Source organism: Ruegeria sp. AG1 (genome assembly GCF_056541705.1).
In genome coordinates this window covers 1-26,204 of record NZ_JBQFYU010000002.1, presented here as the reverse complement: position 1 = coordinate 26,204, position 26,204 = coordinate 1, and the positions used below count along the sequence as shown (strand labels likewise).

The 26,204-nt window shown below is 59.6% G+C and carries 29 protein-coding genes and 1 tRNA gene; 18 read left to right on the top strand and 12 right to left on the bottom strand.

Features of this window, described 5'->3' with window-relative positions; genetic code table 11:
* The first annotated feature begins 87 nt into the window (after positions 1-87).
* Both ACR0B5_RS02530 and ACR0B5_RS02525 read left to right on the top strand, forming a co-directional pair.
* A complete protein-coding gene (locus ACR0B5_RS02530; RefSeq protein ID WP_480538199.1) occupies positions 88-843 on the top strand; it encodes a 3-hydroxyacyl-CoA dehydrogenase in 756 nt (251 codons plus the stop codon).
* Between the two features lie 10 nt (positions 844-853).
* Positions 854-1,408: a sugar O-acetyltransferase gene (locus ACR0B5_RS02525; protein WP_480538197.1), complete on the top strand. Its 555-nt coding sequence runs from the start codon at positions 854-856 to the stop codon at positions 1,406-1,408.
* A gap of 42 nt (positions 1,409-1,450) precedes the next feature.
* Here ACR0B5_RS02525 and ACR0B5_RS02520 read toward each other — a convergent pair whose 3' ends face one another.
* From ACR0B5_RS02520 to ACR0B5_RS02510, 3 genes are all read right to left on the bottom strand, one after another.
* Positions 1,451-3,259: an ABC-F family ATP-binding cassette domain-containing protein gene (locus tag ACR0B5_RS02520; RefSeq protein WP_480538195.1), complete on the bottom strand. Its 1,809-nt coding sequence runs from the start codon at positions 3,257-3,259 to the stop codon at positions 1,451-1,453.
* Positions 3,260-3,327: 68 nt separating this feature from the next.
* Positions 3,328-4,062 carry a GNAT family N-acetyltransferase gene (locus ACR0B5_RS02515; RefSeq protein WP_480538193.1) on the bottom strand — a complete coding sequence of 245 codons (735 nt, stop codon included), beginning with the start codon at positions 4,060-4,062 and terminating at the stop codon, positions 3,328-3,330.
* A 100-nt stretch (positions 4,063-4,162) separates the two neighbouring features.
* A complete protein-coding gene (locus tag ACR0B5_RS02510; protein WP_170641953.1) occupies positions 4,163-4,639 on the bottom strand; it encodes an outer membrane protein assembly factor BamE domain-containing protein in 477 nt (158 codons plus the stop codon).
* A gap of 84 nt (positions 4,640-4,723) precedes the next feature.
* Between ACR0B5_RS02510 and ACR0B5_RS02505 the strand changes: the two genes are divergently transcribed.
* The 8 genes from ACR0B5_RS02505 (at position 4,724) to ACR0B5_RS02470 (ending at position 10,034) form a co-directional block, all read left to right on the top strand.
* The gene (locus tag ACR0B5_RS02505) at positions 4,724-5,260 is read left to right on the top strand and encodes a YceD family protein (protein WP_480538191.1); all 537 of its coding nucleotides are present in this window, start codon (positions 4,724-4,726) and stop codon (positions 5,258-5,260) included.
* A 204-nt stretch (positions 5,261-5,464) separates the two neighbouring features.
* Entirely contained in the window at positions 5,465-5,671 is a 207-nt protein-coding gene (gene rpmF, locus ACR0B5_RS02500; RefSeq protein ID WP_008756996.1) for a 50S ribosomal protein L32, read from the top strand.
* Between the two features lie 24 nt (positions 5,672-5,695).
* On the top strand, positions 5,696-6,784 hold the full coding sequence (plsX, locus tag ACR0B5_RS02495) for a phosphate acyltransferase PlsX (RefSeq protein ID WP_480538189.1): 1,089 nt from the start codon (positions 5,696-5,698) through the stop codon (positions 6,782-6,784).
* Positions 6,785-6,806: 22 nt separating this feature from the next.
* Positions 6,807-7,778, top strand: a complete 972-nt coding sequence (locus ACR0B5_RS02490; protein ID WP_480538187.1) for a beta-ketoacyl-ACP synthase III — start codon at positions 6,807-6,809, stop codon at positions 7,776-7,778.
* Between the two features lie 96 nt (positions 7,779-7,874).
* Positions 7,875-8,177, top strand: a complete 303-nt coding sequence (gene ihfA, locus ACR0B5_RS02485) for an integration host factor subunit alpha (RefSeq protein WP_037316145.1) — start codon at positions 7,875-7,877, stop codon at positions 8,175-8,177.
* Between the two features lie 18 nt (positions 8,178-8,195).
* A complete protein-coding gene (locus tag ACR0B5_RS02480) occupies positions 8,196-8,756 on the top strand; it encodes a MerR family transcriptional regulator (protein WP_480538185.1) in 561 nt (186 codons plus the stop codon).
* Between the two features lie 60 nt (positions 8,757-8,816).
* Positions 8,817-8,893: transfer RNA gene (locus ACR0B5_RS02475), tRNA-Pro, on the top strand.
* Between the two features lie 61 nt (positions 8,894-8,954).
* Positions 8,955-10,034 carry a 2'-deoxycytidine 5'-triphosphate deaminase gene (locus ACR0B5_RS02470; RefSeq protein WP_480538183.1) on the top strand — a complete coding sequence of 360 codons (1,080 nt, stop codon included), beginning with the start codon at positions 8,955-8,957 and terminating at the stop codon, positions 10,032-10,034.
* Here ACR0B5_RS02470 and ACR0B5_RS02465 read toward each other — a convergent pair.
* From ACR0B5_RS02465 to argS, 6 genes are all read right to left on the bottom strand, one after another.
* Entirely contained in the window at positions 10,031-10,249 is a 219-nt protein-coding gene (locus tag ACR0B5_RS02465; protein WP_170466411.1) for a hypothetical protein, read from the bottom strand. The two genes, ACR0B5_RS02470 and ACR0B5_RS02465, sit on opposite strands and share 4 nt — an antisense overlap.
* Positions 10,250-10,313: 64 nt before the next feature.
* A complete protein-coding gene (scpB, locus tag ACR0B5_RS02460; protein WP_170676278.1) occupies positions 10,314-10,964 on the bottom strand; it encodes an SMC-Scp complex subunit ScpB in 651 nt (216 codons plus the stop codon).
* Positions 10,957-11,751, bottom strand: coding sequence for a segregation and condensation protein A (locus ACR0B5_RS02455; protein WP_170483405.1), 795 nt, complete (start codon positions 11,749-11,751; stop codon positions 10,957-10,959). Before ACR0B5_RS02455 ends, scpB begins: the two co-directional genes overlap by 8 nt.
* Positions 11,741-12,748 carry a beta-N-acetylhexosaminidase gene (gene nagZ, locus ACR0B5_RS02450; protein ID WP_480538181.1) on the bottom strand — a complete coding sequence of 336 codons (1,008 nt, stop codon included), beginning with the start codon at positions 12,746-12,748 and terminating at the stop codon, positions 11,741-11,743. The genes ACR0B5_RS02455 and nagZ overlap by 11 nt, the downstream gene beginning before the upstream one ends.
* Entirely contained in the window at positions 12,745-13,800 is a 1,056-nt protein-coding gene (locus ACR0B5_RS02445; protein WP_480538179.1) for an SPOR domain-containing protein, read from the bottom strand. Before ACR0B5_RS02445 ends, nagZ begins: the two co-directional genes overlap by 4 nt.
* 87 nt (positions 13,801-13,887) lie before the next feature.
* Positions 13,888-15,633: an arginine--tRNA ligase gene (gene argS / locus ACR0B5_RS02440; protein WP_480538177.1), complete on the bottom strand. Its 1,746-nt coding sequence runs from the start codon at positions 15,631-15,633 to the stop codon at positions 13,888-13,890.
* 131 nt (positions 15,634-15,764) lie between these two features.
* On the opposite strand from argS, the gene ACR0B5_RS02435 reads away from it, so the two are divergent.
* Positions 15,765-16,310, top strand: a complete 546-nt coding sequence (locus ACR0B5_RS02435) for a putative pterin-binding protein (RefSeq protein WP_480538175.1) — start codon at positions 15,765-15,767, stop codon at positions 16,308-16,310.
* Here ACR0B5_RS02435 and ACR0B5_RS02430 read toward each other — a convergent pair whose 3' ends face one another.
* Positions 16,311-17,453, bottom strand: coding sequence for a deoxyguanosinetriphosphate triphosphohydrolase (locus ACR0B5_RS02430; protein ID WP_480538173.1), 1,143 nt, complete (start codon positions 17,451-17,453; stop codon positions 16,311-16,313).
* Between the two features lie 76 nt (positions 17,454-17,529).
* Between ACR0B5_RS02430 and ACR0B5_RS02425 the strand changes: the two genes are divergently transcribed.
* Together ACR0B5_RS02425 and xth are read left to right on the top strand one after the other, a co-directional pair.
* Complete coding sequence (locus tag ACR0B5_RS02425) at positions 17,530-17,853, top strand: HesB/IscA family protein (RefSeq protein WP_170373953.1); 324 nt, start codon at positions 17,530-17,532, stop codon at positions 17,851-17,853.
* A gap of 281 nt (positions 17,854-18,134) precedes the next feature.
* Complete coding sequence (xth, locus tag ACR0B5_RS02420; protein ID WP_480538172.1) at positions 18,135-18,914, top strand: exodeoxyribonuclease III; 780 nt, start codon at positions 18,135-18,137, stop codon at positions 18,912-18,914.
* Positions 18,915-18,916: 2 nt separating this feature from the next.
* On the opposite strand, the gene ACR0B5_RS02415 is transcribed toward xth, so the two are convergent.
* Together ACR0B5_RS02415 and dksA are read right to left on the bottom strand one after the other, a co-directional pair.
* The gene (locus ACR0B5_RS02415) at positions 18,917-20,068 is read right to left on the bottom strand and encodes an FAD-dependent oxidoreductase (RefSeq protein ID WP_480538170.1); all 1,152 of its coding nucleotides are present in this window, start codon (positions 20,066-20,068) and stop codon (positions 18,917-18,919) included.
* Between the two features lie 70 nt (positions 20,069-20,138).
* Positions 20,139-20,561 (bottom strand): RNA polymerase-binding protein DksA, encoded by a 423-nt coding sequence (gene dksA, locus ACR0B5_RS02410; protein ID WP_170374347.1) that lies wholly within the window; start codon positions 20,559-20,561, stop codon positions 20,139-20,141.
* A 371-nt stretch (positions 20,562-20,932) separates the two neighbouring features.
* On the opposite strand from dksA, the gene ACR0B5_RS02405 reads away from it, so the two are divergent.
* The 5 genes from ACR0B5_RS02405 (at position 20,933) to ACR0B5_RS02385 (ending at position 25,032) form a co-directional block, all read left to right on the top strand.
* Positions 20,933-21,778, top strand: coding sequence for an AAA family ATPase (locus tag ACR0B5_RS02405; RefSeq protein ID WP_480538168.1), 846 nt, complete (start codon positions 20,933-20,935; stop codon positions 21,776-21,778).
* Positions 21,779-21,855: 77 nt separating this feature from the next.
* Positions 21,856-22,305 (top strand): N-acetyltransferase family protein, encoded by a 450-nt coding sequence (locus tag ACR0B5_RS02400; RefSeq protein ID WP_480538167.1) that lies wholly within the window; start codon positions 21,856-21,858, stop codon positions 22,303-22,305.
* Positions 22,302-23,666 carry a DUF2927 domain-containing protein gene (locus ACR0B5_RS02395; RefSeq protein WP_480538165.1) on the top strand — a complete coding sequence of 455 codons (1,365 nt, stop codon included), beginning with the start codon at positions 22,302-22,304 and terminating at the stop codon, positions 23,664-23,666. Before ACR0B5_RS02400 ends, ACR0B5_RS02395 begins: the two co-directional genes overlap by 4 nt.
* Positions 23,667-23,673: 7 nt before the next feature.
* A complete protein-coding gene (locus ACR0B5_RS02390; protein WP_170373958.1) occupies positions 23,674-23,844 on the top strand; it encodes a hypothetical protein in 171 nt (56 codons plus the stop codon).
* Between the two features lie 3 nt (positions 23,845-23,847).
* Positions 23,848-25,032: a vWA domain-containing protein gene (locus tag ACR0B5_RS02385; protein WP_480538163.1), complete on the top strand. Its 1,185-nt coding sequence runs from the start codon at positions 23,848-23,850 to the stop codon at positions 25,030-25,032.
* Positions 25,033-26,204 lie beyond the last annotated feature (1,172 nt).

Genomic DNA, 26,204 nt, shown 5'->3' with positions numbered 1-26,204 from the left:
ACGCGGGGTCCAAAGCCAAACCTATAGACAGGACGCGGCTAAACTGTTTATTGAACATATGTTCATTAACCCGCGAGGAGGCCCATCATGAACCTGTCCGACACCGCAGCCATCATCACCGGCGGTGCGTCCGGTTTGGGCGAAGCCACCGCCCGGTACTTTGCCGCGCAAGGCGCTCAGGTCACGCTGCTGGATCGCGATGCCGACCGAGGCACGAAGGTCGCCGCCGAGATCGGAGGGCATTTCAATGAGACCGATGTAACCCAAGAAGCCTCGGTCGCAGCAGCGGTCGGGCTGGCCACGGATAAAATGGGCAAGATCACCGCTGCCGTGAATTGCGCCGGTATTGCGGACGGTATCAAGACCTTCGGGCGCGACGGCCCGCACCCTTTGGACGCGTTCCAGCGCACCATCGACATCAATCTGGTGGGCAGTTTCAATGTCGCCCGTTTGGCTGCGGCTCAAATGGCCTTGAATGAACCCGATGCAGACGGGGCCCGTGGAGTCATCATCAACACCGCATCTATCGCGGCGTTCGACGGGCAAAAGGGTCAGGCGGCCTACGCGGCTTCAAAAGGCGGCGTGGTTGGTATGACCCTACCTATGGCACGCGATCTGGCCTCAACCGGTATCCGGGTGATGACCATCGCGCCCGGCATTTTCATGACGCCCATGCTGGCCGGTCTGCCGGAAGAGGTGCAAGCCCAATTGGCCGCCGACGTCCCGAACCCACCCCGCTTGGGGGACCCGAAGGAATACGGACGCCTCGCCGCCTTCATCGTCGAGATGGGATATCTGAACGGAGAGGTCATCCGCATCGACGGCGCTCTAAGGATGCGCTAACCCTAAAAACATGAGCGAGCGACAGAAAATGGCGGCAGGTGCGTGGTACACCTGCCTCGATCCGGAACTGGAAGACTTGCGCCAGACCGCCCGTCGCGCCGTTTACGCCCACAACACATGCCAACCCGATGATCGCGGCCCCATCGCGCCCGAGCTGCTCGCACTTTTCGCCGAAACCGGGCATATGTGCTTCATCGAAGCCCCGTTTCATTGCGCCTATGGATTCAACCTATCTCTGGGCGATCGTGTCTATTTTAACGCGGGCTGTACCATATTGGATACCGCGCCTGTCAGGATCGGCAGCGACACAATGCTGGGCCCTAACGTCCAGATCTATTGCGCTGAACACGCCAAGGACCCCGACCTGCGCGCAGACGGTCTTGAAATCGCGCATCCGGTCACGATTGGAGAGAATGTTTGGATTGGCGGCGGCGCCATAATCCTGCCTGGTGTTTCAATCGGCGACCGCGCCATTGTCGGCGCGGGCAGTGTCGTGACCAAATCTGTCGCACCCGATGAAACGGTCGTTGGCAACCCCGCACGCCCGATCCGGGGACGCGCATAAGACGACGCTCAAAGTCTGAGGAAACGGGCTTCGGTTCGTTTGCTACCCGCCTTCGGCCTTCTCCTCAAGCATCAACCACTCTTCCTCGGAGGCCGACAGTTTCTCCTGCCGTTCGACCAGCGCTTCGGTGGCTTTCTGGAACTTGACCGGCTCGCGCGTGAACAGGTCGGGGTCTGCCATCAGCTCTTCCAGCTTGGCAATCTCGGCCTCCAGCCGCGCAATCTCGGCCGGGAGCTTCTCCAGCCGGTGCTTTTCCGAGAAGGACAGGCCTAGTTTCGGCTTGGCCCCTTTCTTCACCTTTGGCTTGGAAGCTTTTGTTTTCTCTTCTTTCTTAGGGGCAAGATCACCCCGCTGAGCGATATAGTCCGACCACCCGCCCGCATAGACGGTCGCGCGGCCATTGCCCTCCATCGCGATGGTTATGGTGGCAACGCGGTCCAGAAAGTCCCGGTCGTGGCTGACCAGCAGAACCGTGCCGTCATAGTCGTCCAACAGCTCTTGCAGCAGGTCCAGAGTTTCCACATCCAGATCGTTGGTCGGTTCGTCCAGCACCAGTAGGTTCGACGGTTTAGCCATCAGCTTCGCCAACAGCAAACGCGCTTTTTCTCCACCGGACAAGGACTTAACAGCCGCTCTTGCCTGACGTTCATCGAACAGGAACTCTTTGAGGTAACCCACAACATGCTTGGGCTGCCCGCCAACCATGACCTGATCGGCCTTGCCCGACACCCGCATCTCTGGGTCGCCGGTCAGGCTGTCCCAGAGGCTCATCTCGGGGCCCAACTGCGCGCGGGTCTGGTCAAACACCGCGATCTCCAGATTGGTGCCAAGGGTCACAGAGCCCTCATCCGGAGTCTCCTGCCCCAGCAGCATCTTCAGCAGAGTGGTTTTGCCCACCCCGTTCGGCCCAACAAAAGCAACCCGATCGCCGCGCTGCGCCAATAGATCAAAGCTGCGCACGATCTGCTTGTCGCCATAGGCTTTCGACAAAGCCTTGGCCTCGATCACCTTGCGACCGGACTTCGGCCCGGCCTCAAGTGACATCGCCGCCGAGCCCTGACGCTTGATCTGCGCCGCTTTTTCGGCCCTAAGGGCCTGCAACGCGCGCACCCGCCCTTGGTTGCGCTTGCGCCGCGCGCTGATGCCTTCGACCGCCCATTTCGCCTCGGACTGGATCAGACGGTTCAATTTGTGCCGCTGCTGATCTTCCTCTTCCCAAACCTTGTCGCGCCAAGTCTCGAATGCCTCAAACCCCTGCTCCTGCCGCCGCACCATTCCGCGATCAATCCACAAGGTTGCACGGGTCAATGTCCGCAGGAACGCGCGGTCGTGCGAGATCAGCACATAGGCGGCCCGCGTCGCGCCCAATTCGCGCTCCAGCCAAGCGATGGCTTCGATGTCCAGATGGTTGGTCGGCTCGTCCAGCAACATCAGGTCCGGCGCTTCGGCCATCAGTTTGGCCAAGGCCGCCCGCCGCCGTTCCCCGCCCGAGGCGGTCTCAACAGGGCGTGACGGATCGAATTTCAGCCCCTCACCGGCGCGTTCGACCTTGTACAGCTCGCCCGGCTCCAACCCGCTTGAGGCATAGTCGCCCAGCGTCGGGAACCCCTCCATCCCTGGGTCCTGCTCCATATACCCAACGGATTTACCGGGAGGCACAACGATCTCGCCCTGATCGGCCTCAACCAGCCCCGCCATCACCTTCATCAGGGTGGATTTGCCCGAGCCGTTGCGCCCCACAAGCGCAACGCGATCACCCGGCTGGACCACCAGATCCAAACCGGAAAACACCGGATCACCCCCGAAGGTCAGGGAAATGCCGGACATCTGCAACAAAGGAATTCTCGCCATGCCCGCCAGCTAAACCGGCAGGGCTGGCGCGTCAACGCCCACACCTTCTTCTCGTCGAAAATCCGGAGTTACCGAGCCACCGCCCGCAGCAACCGTTTGCGGGCCGGGGGAATCGCCCCAATCTCCAACCCGGTGAAAACGTGCAACGTGTTCATGTGCCGATCCACCACCGCATGATCGCTGACCCAGCCGCCCATCATCAGATAGGTGCGCAGCAATGGCGGCATCCGCAGCATCGCTTTCTTGACGTCCGGCCTGCGCCGCAGCTTGGACGCAAACCGAAACACATCCGGAGCCTTCACCCGCGGCAGCCAGCGTTTCGGGGCCAAATGACGGTGTTTGAGCATCGCGAACGCGTCCAGATACTCGGCCGTCTCGGTCCCTGCGAATGAGGAACATCCAAACAGCATCTCGATCCCGTTCTGGTCCACATAGGCCGTCATTGCACCCCACGCCACACGTAGGATGTCCGGGTCTGTCCAGTCGGGGTGGATACAGAACCGCCCCATCTCGACCATACGGCCCGAGAACCCCTTGAGGCTGGATAGATCGTAAAACTGCGCCGAGTAGCTGCGCCCGATCTCAGCCCCGCTATCCATGGTCAGCATACGGAAACAACAGACCAGAGCGCCCTCGTCCTGCAGGTCTTCGACCAGAACATGGGCGCAAACCGGATCGAACGCGTCAGCATCCAATGCGCCGGTGCCAAACGCCCGCGTTCGGAGCGCCTGCGCCGCCGCCAGATCTTCGTCACTCTGCGCCAGACGCGCCCGAAAGCGCCCTTTGCTCAACAAAACAGCCATGACCGCATCCTCCGCCCTTGCCGACCGGATTTCAACCTTATGGCTCTGCTATCACGGCAGATGTGACCGCCTTGTGAAGACGACACGACAGTCCTGTGACTTAGTTGGTGGCGCCCGGAATGTTAGCTGGGTTGAAGTTGCCGATGTTACCAAGCAGCTGACGCAGGAAGCCGTTGTTCTGGATACTGGATTCGGTCACGCGCCGTTCAAGGGTCACGACGACTCCGTCCTCCAGACCGAACCTCTCGATATTGCGGACGACGCCGCGCTGGTCAAAGCTGATGGCAACCAACTCGCGCGAGACGACCTCGGGCCGTTTGGGGCCATAGAAGCGCACACGAGAGGCGACGTAGTAATAGCCCGAGTCTTGCACAACGCCGGAAATGCCGGGCGCGCCGATGGCTTCGGCCACGGTGTCGCGGGTATCGACACCCACTTTGATCTCGGCCAGATCTTCGGCAGGCGGAATATAGCCGTGATTCTTGAAGGTTGGCGTACAGGCCGCAATCGCAGCCAGACAGGCAATAAAGACGAGCGATTTCGCTGCTCGTTTCACCTTGTTTACACCCATCACCATATACACCCTCTTGCCTTGATCCGTAACGGCCCCTATCCGCTTACAGAAACCGATGCCCCGGTTCAACACAGGAAAGGGTCACGAATGAGCAACACGACATCTCTGCGGGTGGCCGACCTGCCCCAAAACACGCCCACATCCTTCGAATTGCGCCCAAACGCGACGGAACTGGATGACATCAAAGCCGAGCTTGACCTGCTGGGCCTTCGCAAGCTCAGCTTTGTCGGCCAAGTTGAGGCCGAAGGAAAGAAGGACTGGGTCCTAACCGCCAAACTGGGCGCAACGGTCGTGCAACCCTGTGTCGTGACGCTGGAACCGGTGACCACACGTATCGACGTCCCCGTCACTCGTACCTTTCTGGCCGAATGGGCAGACCCCGAGGATGAAGAGTTCGAAATCCCCGAAGGCGACGAAACCGAGGCTCTGGGCGTCGAAATTGACCCCACCCAGGTGATGATCGAGGCGCTGTCGCTGGCCCTCCCCCTCTATCCACGCAAAGAGGGTGCGGAACTGGAGCAGGCCGACTATACCGAGCCGGGCAAACAGGCGATGACGGACGAAGATGCCAAACCCTTCGCCGGACTGGCAGGTTTGCGCGATGCGCTGAAAAAAGACGAGTGACAGGGCAGAGATTTCCTGTCATAGCAAGCGGTCAGAAAAATCGCTTGAACATGTCGAGAATCGCAGTATTTTCGCGCGCTCATCGGATTTAGGGTTGGACAACGTGGGGCATGTACCCTAAACGCGCGTCAAACCACGATAAACGAAATATGAAACCCGGTCGGCGGCGATTCTGCTGACCCTCAGTAGACAAAGGTTGAGACCATGGCCGTCCAACAGAACAAAGTTTCCAAGTCGCGTCGCAACAACCGCCGCGCACACGACGCTCTGGTTGCTGCAAACCCGAACGAATGCCCGAACTGCGGCGAGCTTAAGCGCCCGCACCACGTTTGCGCATCCTGCGGCCACTATGACGACCGTGAAGTCGTCGCTCAGGCCGACGAAATCGACCTGGACGAAGACGCAGCCTAAGCCTGATCGAGCGCAAGCCTTCGCATGACGGAACAACCCACGCACGCCGGACGGATCATCATTTCCGTTGATGCCATGGGGGGGGACGATGGTCCCGTAGCCGTTGTTGCAGGTTTGGCGCAATCGGCGAAGAAGAACCCCGATATCGGGTTTCTGCTGCACGGTCCGGAAGACAAGCTGCGCAAGCTCGTAGCGAAACGGCGCGTCCTTGATGGGCGCGTCGATTTTCGTGATTGTCCTGACGTCGTCACGATGGAGGACAAGCCCAGCCAGGTTGTGCGCAACGGCAAACAGACCTCGATGTGGTCCACGCTTGAGGCCGTGCGTCAGGGTGATGCCCATGGCGCGGTATCCTGTGGCAACACCGGCGCGCTGATGGCGCTGTCGATGATGCGTCTGCGCAAGCTGCCCGGTGTCAGCCGCCCGGCGATTGCGATTCTGTGGCCCTCGCGCAACCCTCAGGGATTCAACGTGATGCTGGATGTCGGTGCCGATGTACGCGCCGACGCCAAGGATCTGCTGCAATATGCGCTGATGGGCGCCTCTTACGCGCGCAACGGTATGGCGCTGCAGCGCCCTCGTATCGGGCTTTTGAATGTCGGCACCGAGGAACATAAAGGTCGGGCAGAGCTGAAAGAAGCGCATGCAATGATCACCGACTTCGCCGACTCCGCGAATTTCGATTTCGTGGGCTTTGTCGAAGGCAGCGATATTCCTGGCGACAAGGCAGATGTCATTGTGACCGATGGGTTTACCGGCAACGTCGCGATCAAGACCGGCGAAGGCACGGCCAGCCTGATCGGCGATCTTCTGCGCGAAGCATTCAAATACACACCCCTCTCTCGACTTGCATCGGTGCTGGCGATCACCTCGCTGAACCGCCTGAAAAAACGCATCGATCCGCGTCGGGTGAACGGAGGCGTTTTCCTGGGGCTGAACGGAACTGTGGTGAAATCCCACGGCGGCGCGGACGCGACCGGAGTGTCAGCCGCAGTCAAGCTGGCCTTCACGCTGGCCCAATCAGGTTTTGCCGAAAAATTGGCAGCACGGGTTGCATCAACGGCCCAGCTTGCACAAGATGCCGCGCATGCCGCGCCGCAGGCGGAAAAATAACAAAGAAGGCAGTACCTCAAACATGGCAGGCCGTTCAGTCGTTGTAGGTGTCGGACATTATTTGCCCGAACGTGTTGTCCCGAATTCCGAGTTTGAACAGACTTTGGATACGACGGATGAATGGATCCGAACCCGGTCGGGGATCGAACGCCGCCACTTTGCTGCCGAAGGCGAAACCACCTCGGATCTGGCGACCAATGCCGCAAAAGCCGCCCTTGCAGACGCAGGGCTGGAGGCAGACGACATCGACGCCATCGTTCTTGCGACCTCGACCGCTGATCTGACCTTTCCTTCTGCAGCAACGATGGTTCAGGCCCGCCTTGGCATGACCCGCGGCTTTGCGTTCGATGTGCAAGCCGTCTGCGCCGGGTTCGTTTTCGCGCTGAGCAACGCAAACGCGCTGATCCTCTCGGGTCAGGCCAAACGCGTTCTGGTCATCGGGGCCGAGACGTTTTCCCGAATCATGGATTGGACCGACCGCTCGACCTGCGTGTTGTTCGGCGACGGCGCAGGTGCCCTGATCCTTGAGGAACAGGAAAGCACCGGCACGTCGGACGACAGCGGCGTTCTGGCAACCGATCTAAACTCGGACGGGCGGTATCAGGACCTGCTCTATGTGGATGGTGGCGTGTCAACGCAATCGACCGGTCATTTGCGGATGCAAGGCAACCAGGTCTTCCGTCATGCCGTTGAAAAGCTTGCCAAAACCGCTAACACCGCACTCGATCGCGCCGGGCTGACGGCCTCGGACGTGGATTGGATCGTGCCGCATCAGGCCAATATCCGCATCATTCAAGGCACAGCCAAGAAGATGGGCCTGCCGATGGAGAATGTTGTGGTCACCGTGCAGGATCACGGCAATACCTCGGCCGCGTCGATCCCTCTGGCCCTGTCGGTTGGCAAACAGCGTGGGCAAATCAAGCAAGGCGATCTGATCGTAACCGAAGCCATTGGCGGCGGGCTAGCTTGGGGCGCGGTTGTTCTGCGCTGGTAACCGGCGCAATTCAGCTTACGCCCCCACCTGCAATTCATTGATATTGACAGTGAATTTGCCCCCGCCCTATGCTTTGACATCAACAGGGGAAAAGGTATGAGCGACAAAACACTGACCCGAATGGATCTAAGCGAAGCCGTCTTTCGTGAAGTTGGCCTATCACGCAACGAAAGCGCGCAGCTGGTGGAAAGCGTTCTGAACCACATGTCCGACGCGCTGGTTCGCGGTGAACAGGTTAAGATTTCCTCATTCGGCACGTTCAGCGTTCGGGACAAAACCGCTCGTATCGGTCGCAACCCCAAGACCGGCGAAGAGGTTCCCATTCAACCCCGCCGCGTGCTGACTTTCCGTCCGTCGCACCTGATGAAGGATCGCGTCGCCGCCGGGAATCGCAAGTAATCCTAGGAACTCGCGGACATGAGCAAATCCCCCGACGCATTTCGCACCATAAGTGAAGTTGCGGATTGGCTCGGAGTACAGGCCCATGTCCTGCGCTTTTGGGAAAGCCGGTTTACCCAGGTCAAACCCGTGAAACGGGCCGGAGGGCGCCGGTACTATCGCCCTAATGACATGCGTCTGCTGGGCGGTATCAAAAAGCTGCTGCACGAGGATGGGATCACCATCAAGGGCGTACAGCGGATTTTGCGCGAACAGGGTGTCGCCCATGTCGCAGCGCTCTCGCCGTCTCTGGATGAGCCTGCAGTCGAGGAAACGGACAGCACCGTTGTTCCCTTTTCCGCCAAACCTGCACCTCAGACCGAACAAATCCCGATGGACCTCGACGCACCGCGAGAGGCTGAGGCACCAGAGGAAAGCGCCGAACCAGCCGAGTTGGATGCCGCGCCTTTGGTTGGAGGCATCGCTTCACTGGCATGGAATAGGTCCGAATTCGACGATGAACTACTCAGCCGTATCGCGCCCTTGGCCAAGGATTTGCGCGCATGGTTGAACCGGGTGGAAACACGGGCGGCAGGATAGAAAAAAGGCAATGTTTTCCTCTTGCCCCTGCCGGGAAAACCGTTATGAACACTCCAACGTCGGGCTATGGCGCAGCCTGGTAGCGCGTCCGTCTGGGGGACGGAAGGTCGCAGGTTCGAGTCCTGCTAGCCCGACCAAATCACACCGACGTTTATGGCAGACAGGCCAGATCCCGCTCTGGCATCAGGGGGGATCGAAATGACAGGTGTATGCCCAAACCAGCAGATCGAAGCGATGATTGCGCGTGGCGAGATCAGTGCCAGCCCGGATGTGATCCCGGCACAGGTGCAACCCGCCAGCCTTGATCTGCGTTTGGGAACAGTGGCTTACCGCGTCCGCGCCTCGTTCCTTGCGGGCGAAGGGCGATCGGTCGCCGACCGTTTGGCCGAGTTCGAAATGCACCGGATCGATATCACCGATGGGGCCGTCCTCGAGAAAGGCTGCGTCTATCTGGTGCCGTTGATGGAATCACTCGCCCTGCCCGCCGAGACCAGCGCGGTGGCGAATGCCAAAAGCTCAACCGGGCGGCTGGACCTGCTGACCCGCACCATCACCGATGGCGGCACCGAGTTCGACCGGGTGCCCGCGGGTTATACCGGTCCGCTTTACGCCGAGATCTGCCCGCGGTCCTTCTCGGTTCTTGTCCGGCCCGGTATGCGGTTGAACCAGATTCGCTTCCGTGAAGGTCAGGCCGTTCTGAGCGACGCGGAATTGACCGCCCTGCACACCGAATCCCCGCTGGTCGATGGACCTGCCGTCATTCAGGACGGTTTGGGCTTTTCGGTCGATCTGCAATTGCCCGACACCGATCTGGTCGGCTACCGCGCAAAGCCGCATACCGGCGTGATTGATCTGGACCGGATCGGCGCATACGACCCACAGGACTACTGGGAAGAGGTGCGCACGAGTGATGGCTGCATCATCCTCGACCCCGGCGCTTTTTATATCCTTGTCAGTCGCGAGGCGGTGCATATCCCGCCCATGTACGCGGCGGAAATGGCCCCCTATCTGGCCATGGTCGGTGAGTTCCGTGTTCACTATGCGGGCTTCTTCGACCCCGGCTTTGGCCATGCCGCCGCAGGGGGTGCCGGATCGCGCGGTGTGCTAGAGGTCCGCTGCCACGAGGCCCCGTTCGTGCTGGAACACGGTCAGGTCGTCGGGCGCTTGGTCTATGAGAAGATGTCCGAAATGCCCACGCAACTATATGGCGCAGGCATTGCCTCGAACTATCAGGGACAGGGCCTGAAACTGTCCAAACACTTCAAGGCAGCTACCTAAAACCGCATGAACCGCCGCATCTGACGGGTCATCTGCTTGGCCTGTTTGATACTCTGCGACTGGGCCGGCCCCGGTTTCCCTTTCGGTTGGGTATCGCCTGAATCCGACGAACCGCCCATACGGCTAGCCATATCAAACCCCTTGTCGATCCCTTTGTTGACAAGACGGCGCGTGACCTGGCGGACGATCATGTCGATGATCCGATTTGCATTCATTGTTCAACTCCGTTTCCTGCGCCTAAAGATAGGGTATCCATGCGGCGGCAAAAGGGCTGTCTGATCACTCTTCCTCGAAGAGTTCGGTCTGATCTTCGTCAACTTCGTCTTCGCGCCCTTCACCCAGCGGGATTGCACCCGGCGGCGGGCGATTTTCCAACAAGCCAGCGGCGCGCAATTCCTTGAGGCCCGGCAGGTCGCGGGCGTTTTCCAGCCCGAAATGATCCAAAAACTCGGGTGTGACGACGAATGTCACCGGGCGGCCCGGCGTCATGCGGCGACGGCCCAGTCGGATCCACTCCATCTCAAGCAATTGGTCGATTGTCCCGCGCGAGACGGAGACACCGCGTATCTCTTCGATCTCGGCCCGCGTGCAAGGCTGGTGATAGGCCACGATGGCAAGTGTTTCGATTGCCGCGCGGCTCAGTTTGCGCGTCTCAACCGTTTCTTTCTGCATCAGAAAGCCAAGGTCAGGGGCGGTCCGGATCGCCCATGCCTCACCCACCTTGACCACGCGTACACCGCGGCCCTCGTAACGTTTCTGAAGCAAATCAACGGCTTGCGCCGCATTGCTACCATGCGGCATCCGCGCCTCAAGATCGGCATTTGTCACCGGCGTGGCGCTGGCAAACAACACCGCCTCGACCATCCGCTCCTGCTCGGCCAGAGGGGGCGCTTCGAACAGGGTGCCGGTTTCTTCGGGGGCGTCAGTCACGGGTCTCGGTCCTCTTGCGCAGATGGATCGGGGCAAAGGTGTCGCTTTGCTTGATCTCCATATGTCCTTCTTTCACCAGCTCCAGCGAGGCCGCAAAGGTTGCCGCCGTAGCCGAGCGTCGCCGCACCGGATCACCGTCCCATCCGTCGGGCAAATAGGTCTCCATATCGGTCCAGGCACCGGCAAACCCGATCAGAGGGCGCATACGCTCCAGCGCCTGCTCCATCGTGAACACCGAGTCGCGGTCCATCACAAAGGGGCGGAATTCATCGCGGGTGCGGATGCGCGCATAGCCCTGCATCAGGTCCAACAACGTAGCCGAATAGGTGACAGTGCGAATGCGGGTGACGTCTTCGGCCTGCCCACGCTTGAAGAAATCACGCCCCAACTGGTCGCGCGCCATGAGCCGGGCGGCGGCATCGCGCATGGCCTGCAGGCGTTCGAGCTGAAACGCCAGATGCGCGGCGAGTTCCTCTCCCGAAGGCCCCTCATCGTCCGGGTCAGGCGGCAGCAGGAGGCGGGATTTGAGAAAGGCCAGCCAAGCGGCCATCACCAGATAGTCGGCGGCCAGTTCGATCCGCAGCGCTCGCGCCTTTTCGACAAAAGCCAGATATTGCTGCGCCAGTGCCAGAACCGAGATCTTGCGGAGGTCGACTTTTTGCGTCCGCGATAGGGTCAGCAGCACGTCCAACGGGCCTTCGAACCCGTCGACGTCAACGATCAGCGCTTCGGCTGCCAGCCGGTCAGCGACCGAAACCGGATCTTCGCTGAAAAGATTATCGTTCATATACCTGCCCGCCCATTAGGGCAGATAGTTCAGCCTCAGTGGCCTCGATGTCAAGTTCGGCGGGCTTTTTGCGCATGGCCAAGGCCCGATCTGCGCGGACCTGCGCCGCCTCGGTCATCTGGCCCGCGGCCGCAAGCACATTACGACGCTCGGCGAAGCTGCCGTTGCAGTGCAACACGACATCACAGCCTGCCTGCAAGGCCTGTGCCGCGCGCTCGGGCACCGACCCGCTGAGCGCCTTCATGGTAATGTCATCGGTCATGACCAGTCCGTCAAAGCCGATCACCTCGCGAATGACCTTCATCATCGGGGCCGAGATCGTGGCCGGAGTCGGATCGATCTGTTCGAACACCAAATGCGCGGTCATCGCCATTGGCAGGTCGTTCAGAGCCTCGAACGGGGCAAAATCAGTCTGTGTCAGCTCTTCAAGCGGCAGGTCGACGCGCGGCAGGTCGAAATGTGTGTCCAGCGTGGCGCGGCCATGACCGGGCATGTGCTTGACGACAGGCAATACCCCGCCGTCCAGATGCCCCTGTGCAACGGCGCGCCCAAGCTGAGCGATGTTTTCTGCATCGCTGCCGTAGCAGCGGTTGCGTAGAAAGGCGTGCGTTTCCGGGCGCGCAACATCCACCATCGGGGCGCAGTTGCTGTCGATCCCCAGCTCAAATAGCTCATGCGCAATCAGGCGATAGCGCAAGTACATGGCGCGTTCGGCATGCTCTCCGGCCCGTTCAGCATGATCGAGCGGCGGCATCCATTCGCGCGCCAGAGGAGCGCGCAGACGTTGAACACGGCCTCCCTCCTGATCAATCGTGATAGGGCAATTTCGTCCGACGGCCTCGCGAAAGTCGTCGCACAAGGCGCGGACCTGATCGGCGCTTTCGATGTTGCGGGCGAACAGGATGAACCCAAACGGGTTCATCTCACGGAACAGGGTCCTTTCGTCATCGGTCAGCCGCAGCGCTTCTGCGTCAGAAATCGCGGCCCCGAACGTCACCTGACGGCCACCGGGATACAGTCGGCCCCTTGCGCAACGAGCGCCGCACAGAACTGGCGCGAGTCGCTCAGGTCATCAAAGCCAAGCACGCGCAACCGGTAGAAGGTGCGGCCACCGCTTGAGGTTTTCTGGATAACGCGCTGTTTTCCATCCATATACTCACCGAACTGACCGTTCAGACGCGCCCATTCGGATATAGCGACATCCGCGCTCTCAAAAGCGCCAAGCTGCGCCAGACGAGTGCCTTTGCTCAGCGTGTCAGGGTCTACATCCAACCCAACGGCGGATTTGACGGCCGCGTTGATCGCTGTCTCAGACGTATCGGTGACCTCCGCACGGCGGGCCGGGCGGGTCTGCGGGCGCAACGAGCGGCGCACGCCCGGAAGCTCGGCAATGGCCGGGTCTGGCAGGGCTGCGGCGAAATCCGCCGGGTCAATCGCAGGCTCTTCCTCGGGCGTCACCAGAGACGCCAACTGCACGCCATCCTCGGTTTGTTCATCATTGGCACGAGCCGCCTCGCCCGCGAGTTCGGCTACCAGTGCGTCCACTGCGTTCTGCCGCAGCGCCGCGGCCTCTTCGCTCGAGATAGGCTCTTCGACGACATGAACAGCTTTGGTCGGCTTCAATTCACCGGCGGGCAGGTCCTCATCCGTCAGCGAGACCGGACGCGGAGCCAGGATCAGACGATCCGCAGGGGCGGCTGCCGAGCCTTCGGCAGCAACCGCATTCACGGCCAGACCCTGATGATCTGCGGGGCGCCCGCCCGGATTTTCGGGCTGAATGCGCATCGGACCTTCGGCGGCGCGCACAACCGGTACGCCGCTGACATCGCGCATCACCAGCTTGTAGCTCCATATACCGACCCCGGCGACAAGCGCCAGAGAAGCGACCGCCCCCAACACATTCATCGCTTTACTAACACCAAACCCGCGGCGCGGCGCGGCATGGTCGGCCATTTCGTCAGGGTAATCATACCCATCATCGGCATAGGATTGATTCGGGTAATGCATCTGCCCGGGGCTTTGATGCCCCGAGTAATCGTAACTCGTCATGTCCGCCTCACCGCCCGATTGCGCCTGAAATTAAAGCGCGCGGGTCATTTCTTGTCTGCCTCAGACCGGCGGTTCGGGCGGTATTGGTTACCGCATCTCCTGCGCCGGAGTAACGCCAAGAATACCCAAGCCTGCTGAAATCACAACAGAAACGGCACGGGCCAATGCGATTTTCGACTGGCTTGTGGCAACATCGCCATCCTGGATGAAGCGCAGCTGAGTTTCTTCGTTGCCCTTATTCCACAGAGCATGAAAATCCCCGGCCAATTCATACAGATAGAACGCGACGCGGTGCGGTTCGTTGGTGCGGGCCGCGATCTCAACCAAGCGTGGCCATTCGGCCAGCTTCTTGGCTACAGTCAACTCTGAGGCATGATCGATCTTGCCCAGATCGGCGCCCACAAGGGTCGCATCATCGGCGGCAATTTCGGCTTCAGCTGCGCGGCGCAGCACGCTCATAACGCGGGCATGGGCGTATTGCACGTAGAACACGGGGTTCTCACGGCTCTGCTCCAGCACCTTGTCGAAATCGAAATCCAGAGGCGCGTCGTTCTTGCGGGTCAGCATCACGAAACGGGTCACATCCGGGCCAACCTGATCGACCACATCGCGCAGGGTGACAAAGTTCCCGGCCCGTTTGGACATCTTGAACGGCTCTCCATTTTTCCACAGCTTCACCAGTTGGGTCAGCTTGATATCCAGTGGCACCTTGCCGTCAGACAGCGCCGAAACAGCGGCCTTCATCCGTTTGACATAGCCACCATGATCCGCGCCAAACACGTCGATCAGAGCGTCAAAACCACGGCTGACTTTGTCATAGTGATAGGCAATATCCGGGGCGAAATAGGTCCATGCACCATCCGATTTCTTGACCGGACGGTCGACGTCATCGCCATGTTCGGTCGATTTGAACAGGGTCTGCTCGCGCGGCTCCCAATCCTCGGGCTTTTTGCCTTTGGGCGGCTCCAGCACGCCTTCGTAGATCAGTCCCTTGTTGGTCAGCGACTGTAGCGCGGCTTCAATCCGGCCCGTGCCGTAGAGGGATTTCTCCGAGAAGAAAACGTCCATCTCAACGCCCAGCGCCTTCAGGTCGGCGCGGATCAGGTCCATCATCCCGTCGGTCGCAAAGTTGCGCAGATCTTCCAGCCATTCGCTCTCGGGCTTGTCGATCAGGCTGTCGCCGTATTTCTCTTTCAGCGCCTCGCCGATCGGGATCAGGTAGTCACCAGGATAAAGACCCTCGGCAATCTCGGGGCTCAGCCCATTGGCCTCGCGATATCGTTCATAGGCCGAGCGCGCCAACACATCCACCTGCGCGCCGCCATCGTTGATGTAATACTCACGCGTCACGTCATGGCCGGAATAGGCCAACAAACTCGCCAGAGCGTCCCCGAACACCGCGCCCCGCGTATGTCCCACATGCAGCGGCCCGGTCGGGTTGGCTGAGACATATTCCACGTTGACCTTCTGCCCCTGCCCCATGGTCGAGCGGCCATAGTCCGTGCCCATCTCCAACACGCGCGCAAGAACGCCCTGCCAGACCGTCGCGGCCAGACGCAGGTTTAGGAACCCCGGCCCCGCAACCTCAGCGCTGGTGATCCGGTCATCGGCGGCCAGCTTGAATGCCAAAGCGTCTGCAATGTCGCGCGGCTTCATCTTGGCTGGCTTCGCCAGCACCATCGCCGCATTGGTCGCCATATCGCCATGCGCGGCATCGCGCGGCGGCTCGACCGCCACGTTGTCAAAGCACAACCCCTCGGGCAGAGCGCCTTCGGACTGCATCTGCGCCAACGCGTCCAGTACAAGGCCGCGGATCTCGGAAAACAGGTTCATTTCGGATGTCCTTTTGCTTGCCCGGCGGTTTACCACGCAAAGCGTCAAGGTCAATGGAAGGCGTCGGTTTGGGCTTGGATTGTCCCCGAACAAGGCTAATTTGGGCAGGATTGCAAAACCGGAGACGACCCATGCGCCTAGTCCTGCCCCTTGTCCTTGCCTTAGCGACGCCCGTATGGGCCGAGATGCCTGCGCCCAAGGGGCACGTTTTGCTGACATTGGGTGGCGCAGTCTCTGAGACCAACCTGCCAGCACGCGGTGAGAATGACGGCGGTCTTCTTGGATATCTTGAGGTCACGCATAACGGAGCCGCCGGTTTCGACACCGCGATGCTGGATGCGCTTGATCAGACCGAAATCACGATCCCCTACGGCCCCGAAGGCAACAAACGCGAGATCACGTTCTCTGGCCCTCTTCTGTCGGCGGTGATGTCAATGGCCGGAGCTGAGGGAAGAACCGCCAAACCCATGGCACTGGACGGGTATCAGGCCGAAATTCCTTGGAGCAGTATTGAGGCCCACAACCCGATTGTCGCGACCCATGCAGACGGCAGCCCGATGGGCATTGGCGGCTACGGTCCTACCATGATCGTCTTCCCGCCTACCGACGACGCTGATCTGGCTGCGGAACAGGCCGGTCAGCAGGTCTGGGCGCTGGCCTATATCGGGATCGAATAGTTACTGGCCGGTCAGGCGCTTGTGATCCTGCAGCGCAAACCGATCTGTCATGCCCGCAATGTAATCTGAAACGATCCGCGCCAACGCGGTCTCATCCTGCGCGGCTTCGATATCGTTATGCCAGCGGGTCGGCATCTGTTTGGGATCATTCAGATAGATCGGGAACAGGTCTTCGACCACACGCGCCACTTTTTCCCGAACCTCCATCACACTGGGGGCGCGATACATCCGCGCGAACAGGAAAGCGCGGATCTCCTTAAGTTGCGCCCAAAGCCCGTCAGAAAATTGAATGACCGGAGCACCATAGTGCCGGATATCCTCAACCGACTGCGCCCCCGATCTGGCAATGAGCTCTCGCGATGTATCAATCACATCCGAGACCATAACACCAAAAACCCGCCGCAACGCCTCATGCCGGCGGCGATACGGGTCAAGTCCGGGATAGGCCCGATCAACCGCCGCATAGCACTCTCCCACAATCGGGAGTAGCTGGATTTCATCGTCAAAGAACAGGTCGGCCCGAAGCCCATCCAGCAGATCGTGGTTGTTATAGGCAATATCGTCCGACAAGGCCGCCACCTGTGCCTCGGCACTGGCGTGGGTGTGCAGTTCCAGATCAAATCCGCCGTTGCATTCGGCCAGAGCCCAAGGCAGCTCTCCGGTCACCGGTCCGTTGTGCTTTGCGATCCCTTCCAGACATTCCCATGTCAGATTGCAGCCGTCGAACTCGGCATAGTGGCGCTCCAGCTTGGTGACGATGCGGATGGCCTGCGCGTTGTGGTCAAAACCGCCGTAAGGGGCCATTAAAGAATGCAGCGCGTCCTCACCCGTGTGACCAAAAGGTGTGTGACCCAAGTCATGCGCAAGCGCGATGGCCTCGGTAAGCTCTGGGTTCAGGTCCAAAGCCCCAGCAATTGTGCGCGCGACCTGAGCCACCTCAATCGAATGCGTCAGGCGGGTGCGGTAGCTATCGCCTTCATGTTCGACAAAAACTTGCGTCTTATGCTTGAGCCGCCGGAACGCGCTGGCATGAATGATGCGATCACGATCACGCTGAAAGCATGACCGGAAACTGCTTTCCTCCTCAGGCACCAACCGCCCCCGTGCGCGGCCTGGATCCGAGGCAAAACCCGCTCTGTCCAAAAGTCTGGTCCTTGTCGCCTGTCGATAGGTTTCATATATTGTACGTTGGTTGGGAAATAAACCTTTGGAGTCTGGCATGAATCTGCCTCCGACAGTCACAGAACGAGCATTTGAGCGCCTTGCTGAAATCGGTGCTGCCAATCAGGGTCAGGCCCTTCGAGTCGCCGTTGAAGGCGGCGGATGTTCCGGTTTTCAATACGAAATCGCGCTGGACGAACCGAAAGAGGACGACCTTGTGCTGGAAGGCAAAGGCCAAAAGGTGATTGTCGACTCGATCTCCCTGCCCTTTCTGGAAAATGCAGTCATTGATTTTACCCAGGAACTTATCGGCGCGCGGTTCGTGATCGAAAACCCAAACGCGACGTCTTCTTGCGGATGCGGAACATCGTTTTCCATGTAAGCCACGTGGGGGCTTTGCCCCCACACCCCCAAGGTATTTTCAGCCAGATGAAGCGGGGATCCACTCTCCGACCTGAACGCCGGAGAGCTTCACCTGGCGCGGTCATCGGCGCCTCCGCTTGTACCGCATCTCTTTTCTACAACCAAATTGGTTAAGGATCCGCTTCTTCATCTGGCCAAAAATACCTCGGAGCGCGAGGCAGAGCCTCGCAACCCCGTCCACCACCTTGCCGCTGCGATCATTCTGGGCGATAGGTTGCAAACAGCTTCGGAGGATCGCGCATGAAAATCGCCACGTTCAACATCAATGGCATAAAAGCGCGGGCCGAAGCCTTGCCACGTTGGCTAGATGATGCCCAGCCAGACGTGGTTCTTTTGCAGGAAATCAAATCCATCGACGAGAACTTCCCCCGCGAAATTTTCGAAGAGCGCGGGTACAATGTCGAGACACATGGTCAGAAGAGCTTTAACGGCGTCGCAATCCTCTCGAAGCTACCTTTGGAGGATGTGACGCGCGGTTTGCCCGGTGACGATGAAGATGAACAAGCGCGTTGGATCGAAGCAACTGTTGTCGGCAAGCAGGCGCTGCGGGTCTGTGGCCTTTATCTACCGAACGGAAACCCAACGCCCGGGCCAAAATACGACTACAAACTGGCGTGGATGGAGCGTCTGTACGATCGCGCCCGTGCCCTGTTGGCCAGCGAAGAGCCTGCGTTAATTGCGGGCGACTACAACATCATTCCCCAAGCAGAAGATGCAAAACGCCCCGATGCATGGCGCGAGGACGCCTTGTTCCGGCCCGAAAGCCGGGCTGCGTTCCGCAAGATCCTGAACCTTGGCTTCACCGAAGCTTTCCGTGCCCGCGTGCAAGGTGCGGGCCACTATTCTTTCTGGGACTATCAGGCCGGAGCGTGGAACAAGGATGACGGCATTCGCATCGACCATTTTCTACTGACCCCGCAGGCCGCAGATTTGATGCGGGACTGTCAGATCGACAAAGAAGTGCGTGGGCACGAAAAACCCTCGGACCACGTGCCGGTTTGGGTCGATCTGGACATCTGAGATCAGACGGTCGGGTCGTAGTTGTAAATCCAGTCGTATTTTCGCGTCAGGCGCGGACCAATCGCTGCCAGAACCGCTTGCGCGGCCAGACGCATCGGACCCCGCAGATGGAAGTTGCGCGCGTTAGCGGATGCTGCAGCGACCACATGTTGCGCGCGGCGCTGGCGCGCGGATTCGTAGGCTGCAAGAGCCTGCTTCACACCCGATTGGCTGTCGAAAGAGTGTGCCAGAACCCAGGCATCCTCAAGCGCCAGACACGCCCCTTGTGCCATGAAGGGCAACGTCGGATGGGCGGCATCGCCCAACAGGGCCAAGCGTCCGTTCTGCCATCTCTCGGCCACCGGACGCAGGAACAGCGCCCACAGATGCGTTTCTTCGACCTTTGTCAGAATGTCCCTCACCGGCCCGCCAAAATCGGCAAACCGCGTGCGCAAGTCGTCGGGATCGCCCTTAACGCGCCAGCTTTCCTGCTGCCAGTCCGAGCGTTCTTCAATTGCGACGATGTTCATCAGGCGTTGATCGCGCAGCGGATAGGTGACCACATGGCGCCCCGGCCCCATAGTCAGTGAGGCTTGCGGTCTCTCAACCCGGTCCTCCCAAAGCACCGTGGCGCGCCAGGCGATCTGGTGGGTAAAGGCAGGAGCCTCGGGGCCATTCAGGATCGGGCGAAAGGCGCTGCGTCCACCATCTGCCGCAATGACACATTCGGCGCGAAGGCGCTGTCCATCATCCAGCACAATCTCGGCCTCGGACGGGTGTTTGCGAACCGTCTGCACTCGCGCACCAAGGCGTATGTCGACACCTGCGTCCTCTGATGCCTGTCGCAACAGCTCTAGCAGATCGGCGCGGTGATAGTAGAATGTCGGGCCCGCCGCCGGGGCTGGAATACGACTGATCACTCGGCCCGTGCGATAGTCGCGCAGAGTAGTTCCGTACGAGAATTGCGCGGCTTCAGGCTGATCTCCCGCAACCCCCAAAGCGCGCAGAACGCACATCCCGTTGGCGCTTATCTGAAGGCCTGCTCCGACCTCGGTCAGCGCTGGGGCCTGCTCTAACACGGTCACCTGCGCCCCGCGCTGGCGCAGGGCCAACGCCGCCGCAAGGCCGCCAATGCCGCCGCCCACCACGCAAAACTTCAAACCGTTGATCTTCATGGCCTTGCCTTAACGCAAAAACGCCGGAGCAACAGGCCCCGGCGTTTGAATTATTCACATTTCAGGACGATCAATCGTCGCGGTGGACCTTTTCGCGACGCTCGTGCCGTTCCTGTGCCTCGAGTGTCATGGTCGCAATCGGGCGCGCATCCAGGCGCTTCAGCGAGATCGGGTCGCCTGTTTTTTCGCAATACCCGTATTCGCCTTCGTCGATCCGGCGCAGGGCCGAGTCGATCTTCGCCACCAGTTTGCGCTGACGATCCCGTGTGCGCAGTTCCAGCGCGCGGTCGGTTTCCTCACTGGCGCGGTCGGCGACGTCCGGAATGTTGCGGGTGTTGTCCTGCAGCCCTTCGATCGTGTCGCGGCTGCCTGCGAGTAGTTCTGTCTTCCAGTCCAGCAGCTTGCGGCGAAAATACTCAAGCTGCAGATCATTCATGAAAGGCTCATCTTCGGCCGGACGGTAGTCCTCCGGCAGAAAAACTTCCTGCTTCATATTTGCTCCCTCGGTATGGCCTGTAACGTCGGTCACGGTTGCTTCACCAGACATTTGGCTCTCCCTTCTGCGCAGCGTTTAGCCGACGGGCACTGGAATGTCACTACACAAACGTAGAACCGACGCCCCGTCGCAAGCCTTCATCTAAATATGAGACTTAAAACAACAAATCCTTGTTTTTCTGTGAAAATCGACAGGCAATTTCAGGGCATTGTTCAACCCTCGAGAAAGGCACCTGCCTGCGAATCATGCAAAAGCGGTTGGAGTCGCAGGTAAATTTGATTCACCGACGCAGCGGCCCGGCTTGTCAAATTCCCCATCGCTCTGTAACCCGGACACCACAGTTTCGCCGGAAACAGCAAGAGGACCCGATGACCGCACGTTTTCAAGGCACAGCCGAATATGTCGCAACTGATGATCTGACCATCGCCGTGAACGCCGCCGTCACGCTGGAGCGCCCCTTGCTGGTCAAAGGGGAACCCGGCACTGGCAAGACCGAATTGGCAAAACAGGTCGCCGGCGCGTTGGGTCTGCGCATGATCGAGTGGAATGTGAAATCCACCACGCGCGCGCAGCAGGGCCTCTACGAATACGACGCTGTCAGCCGGTTGCGGGACAGCCAGCTGGGCGAAGAGCGTGTGCATGACGTCTCGAACTACATCCGCAAGGGCAAACTCTGGCAGGCGTTTGAGGCCGACGAAAAGGTCGTGCTGCTGATTGATGAGATCGACAAGGCGGATATCGAGTTTCCCAATGACCTTCTGCAGGAACTCGACAAAATGGAGTTCCACGTCTACGAGACCGGCGAGACGATCAAGGCCAAGAACCGCCCGATCGTGATCATCACTTCGAACAACGAAAAAGAGCTGCCCGACGCATTCCTGCGCCGCTGCTTCTTTCACTATATCCGCTTCCCGGATGAGGACACGATGCGCCGCATCGTCGAAGTCCATCATCCTGGTATCAAGGACGCGCTGCTGACCACCGCGCTCACGCAATTCTACGAAATTCGCGACACCCAGGGCCTCAAGAAGAAACCCTCAACCTCCGAGGTTCTGGACTGGTTGAAATTGCTGCTGGCCGAGGATCTGAGTGCCGAAGACCTCAAACGCGAAGGGGCTAACGCGCTTCCAAAACTGCACGGCGCGCTGCTAAAAAATGAACAGGACGTGCATTTGTTCGAGCGATTGGCCTTCATGGCACGCAGTCGACGTTGAACAGGGTGTGAGCGCGGCTTGCTTCTTGGCGGTCCGGGTGTCAGCATCCCAGAAACCATATAAGCAGGACGCATCGCTTGGCCAAAGACCTCAAAATCCGCCCACTGACCGCCGAGGACAAGGCCCAATGGGCCGAGATGTGGCGTGATTATCTTGCGTTCTATGAAACCACCCTGCCCGACACGATCTACGAGACGGCATTCGAACGTCTGCTGGGCGATGACCCGCAGGATTTCTCGGGCTTTGTTGCCGAACAGGACGGCAAGCTGGTGGGATTGACGCATTTCCTGTTTCACCGTCATGGCTGGAAGGTGGAGAATGTCTGCTATCTCCAGGACCTGTTCGCCCGCCCCGAGGCGCGCGGAACCGGCGTCGGGCGCGCCCTGATTCAGGCGGTCTATGATGAGGCCGATCGCCAAGGCGCTCCGGCAGTCTATTGGCTAACGCAAGAGTTCAATCACACCGCACGCCAGCTCTATGATCGGATTGGCACCCTGACGCCGTTCATAAAGTACAATCGCGCATGAAGCGGTTTGTCGCCTTCGTTGCAGTGTTGGCGCTGTCAGCCTGTACAACGGTCGAACGGATCGAATTGCCGGACAACGTCAAGGTCGTTGAGCAATCCCTGCCCCCCACCAAGTCGTTCTCGGCGTCGCGGCCAACGCCCCCTGCGCGGTCCAATACCAACATTGCTGCCGATTTCCTAGACTTGCATTTTGCGTTGGAAAGCGGCGTTGAGCTGCCGGTTTTCACCCGGTTCGAAACACCCGTCACCGTGCGCCTGACGGGCACGCCCACGGCCAGCATGCAGCGCGACCTGACCAGCCTGTTGAACCGCATTCGGCGCGAGGCCAGGATCGACATCCGGCAAATTCCCGAAGGTCAGGCCAACATCACTATTGAGGCCGTCACTCAGCGCGATATTCAACGCATCCTGCCCAATGCTGCCTGCTTTGTGGTCCCCAATTCATCGAGCCTTGAGGAATACCGCCGCGACCGCCGCAAGCCCAAAAGCAGCTGGACCGAGTTACAACAGCGCGAGCGTCTGGGCATTTTCATCCCTGCAGATGTCAGCCCGCAGGAAATTCGCGATTGCCTGCATGAGGAACTGGCGCAGGCGCTGGGGCCGCTCAACGACCTTTATCATCTGCCCGATTCCGTGTTCAACGATGACAATATCCACACCGTTCTGACCGGGTTCGATATGTTGATCCTGCGGGCGGCCTATTCGCCGGAGCTGCGCTCGGGCATGACCCGTGAACAGGTCGAGACCGTGATCCCCGGCCTGCTCAACCGCCTCAACCCGCGCGGCGACCGGCTGCCGGTGCAGCCGTTGACCGAAACCCCGCGCGAATGGGTCGACGCGATCAATAAAGCCCTCGGCCCCGGTCCCGGATCCCCCCGACAGCTGCGCGCCGCAAAACGCGCGGCCGAAATCGGGCGCCGACAGGGCTGGACCGACCACCGCCGCGCCTATCCGCACTACCTGATGGGCCGCATGATCCAGTTTCGCGACCCCGCCGCCGCCTTGCAGAACTATCAGATCGCGCTGCAATTCCTAAACGCCACCCCCGGAACCGAGGTTCACCGCGCGCATGTCACGGCCCAAACGGCCTCTTTTGCGCTGGCGCAGGACAGAGGGCCCGAAATCCTGCCCGACCTGAACTCCGCAATTGACGTGATAACACGGGCCGAGAACGCGTCACTTCTGGCGACGTTGCTGCTGTTGAAATCCGAGGCTCTGAAACAAGCCGGACAGGAGCAGCAAGCACGTGCGGTCAGGCTGGACAGTATCGGATGGGCGCGATACGGGTTTGGCTCGGATCTGGTGGCCCGGTCTCTGGCAGAGGGCGACGCTGGAACGTCGAGAAACAATACAGGCGGATGACAGACGAATGCTCGTAGTAGTGGGAATGGCTGTTTTGGGTGCGATCCTTGGCGTAATGGCCGCGCGCAAGCGCAACGGCAACCGGGCTGACATGGCGCAATACGCGGCCGGTTACGGCATCGCCTTTGCGCTTTTGGGCCTGATCCTGTCTCTGATCCTTGTGCGGTTCTTGGTGTAGCCCATGTTCCTGCCCTTTTTCGAAAACCTCAGAAAAGCAGGCATCCCGGTTTCACTGCGGGAATATCTGACCTTTCTGGAGGGGATGAAAAAGGGCTTGGCCACGTATGATGTCGAGGCGTTCTACTACCTCGCCCGTGTCTCGATGGTGAAGGATGAGCGCAATATCGACAAGTTCGACCGCGCTTTTGCCGCCAGTTTTGAGGGGCTGGGTGAGATCAGTTTCGATCAGGTGCTGGAGGCGGTCGACATCCCCGCGGACTGGCTGGCCAAGATGGCCGAAAAACACCTGTCGGACGAGGAAAAGGCCAAGATCGAAGCCCTTGGTGGCTTTGACAAGCTGATGGACACTTTGCGCGAACGCCTGAAAGAGCAGCAAGGCCGTCACCAGGGGGGGAACAAGTGGATCGGCACGGCGGGGACTTCTCCGTTCGGGGCCTATGGCTACAACCCCGAAGGCGTGCGGATAGGCCAGAAGGAAAGCCGCCACCAGCGCGCGGTTAAGGTCTGGGACAAGCGCGAATTCAAGAACTTAGACGACACTGTTGAACTGGGAACGCGCAACATCAAGGTCGCGCTGAAGCGCCTGCGCCGCTGGGCCCGCGAGGGCGCGGCGGAGGAGCTGGACCTGGACGGCACAATCCGCGCCACTGCCGAACACGGCTATCTCGACGTCAAAACCCGCCCCGAGCGACATAACGCGGTCAAGGTCCTGCTTTTTCTCGACGTCGGCGGTTCCATGGACCCGCATATCAAGGTGGTTGAAGAGCTGTTCTCGGCCGCGCGGACCGAGTTCAAGCATCTCGAATATTACTACTTCCACAATTGCCTCTACGAAGGCGTCTGGCGCGACAACCGCCGCCGTTGGGACCAACAGATCCCAACGCACGAGGTGCTGCGCACCTATGGCGGCGACTACAAATGCATCTTTGTCGGCGACGCCTCGATGAGTCCCTACGAGATCGCCTATCCCGGCGGCGCCAACGAGCACTGGAACCAAGAAGCAGGCCAAGTCTGGCTGCAGCGCGCGCGCGAGCAGTGGACCTCAAACCTGTGGATCAACCCGGTGCCCGAGAAATACTGGGGCTACACCCACTCCATCGGCATGATTCAAGAGATTTTCGAAAACCGCATGGTGCCAATGACGCTGGCCGGGTTGGAACAGGGCATGCGAGAGTTGACTCGCTAGACGTCACTGCGCGCCGAAGTAGATCAACGCTGCTAAAAACAAGACAAAGTCATAGATTTTGCCCTCGAAATAGCTTCAGAGGAAACAATCGAAGCGATACTCCCCACATTTTTGAGATTCGTGGTATAAACCAGATGGATCGATGCTGGGGGGCTGAGATGACCAAATCTAAACTTCGCAATTACCTGACATCTTTTTTGACCATTTCTGCATTGGTGCTGGCGTCCGGTACCGTTGCGACTTTTGCCTTTGCGCCGGATGCGGCTTACGCAAAAAACGATAAAGGCAACGGCAAAGGCAAGGGGAACGGAAGGGGCAACGGAGGTGGCAAGGGGAATTCCGGTAAGGGAGGAAAAGACGGGGGCAAGAGCGGCGAAAAGGGAAAATCTGGCAAAAGCAACGGCGCAAAAAATGCCGGTAAGGATCATGGAAAAGCCAAATCCAAAACCCTGAGTTCTCGCAACCAATTCGGAAGTAGCAACAAGCAGAAAGCGAAGTCCAAAACCCAACGCTCTGGCAACCTATTTGGAAATAGCAAAAAACAAAAAGCCAAGTCCACAACTCAACGCGCTCGCAACATATTCGGAAATGGCAACAAGCAGAAAGCGAAGTCCCAAAAACCTTCCAACAACAAGTCGCGAAGCGGCAAAGTTCAGAAAACAACCCTCGCGAACGTTGGGCGAGAGTTCAAACGCGATGTAGAAGAACTGTTCGGCAAACGCTCACGCGTGAAACCCAAGGCCAGCGGAAAACGCGTAAACAAAGCCTACCGCAAAGCGTCCATTGCTCCGGTCGAATACTCCCCGCGACCAGTTGCTCGCTCGGACTATCGCACCAAGCGATACGACGAACAAAACCTGGACAAGCGTAGATACCGCGATCCGCTTGTGGCTGCGATTACCGCCCCGTACGGCTCGGACAAGTTGCGCAATCTGAACGCATCGAAAGCGGCAGCTCCGGCGTTTCGCAACGCGTCTCCCAACAGCAATGTCGGCAAGATCGCGACCTATCAGGCCGCTGCGGAAACCTACTATGACCTGCGCGGAGATCTCTATGACGCACGGCGCGAGCTGAGGGAACTGAACGAAAGCTATGACGGCCGCAGCAGCGACGACATTGCCGACGACATTGCCGCGCTTGATCCTTCAGACCCCAACTACCAAGACGACCTG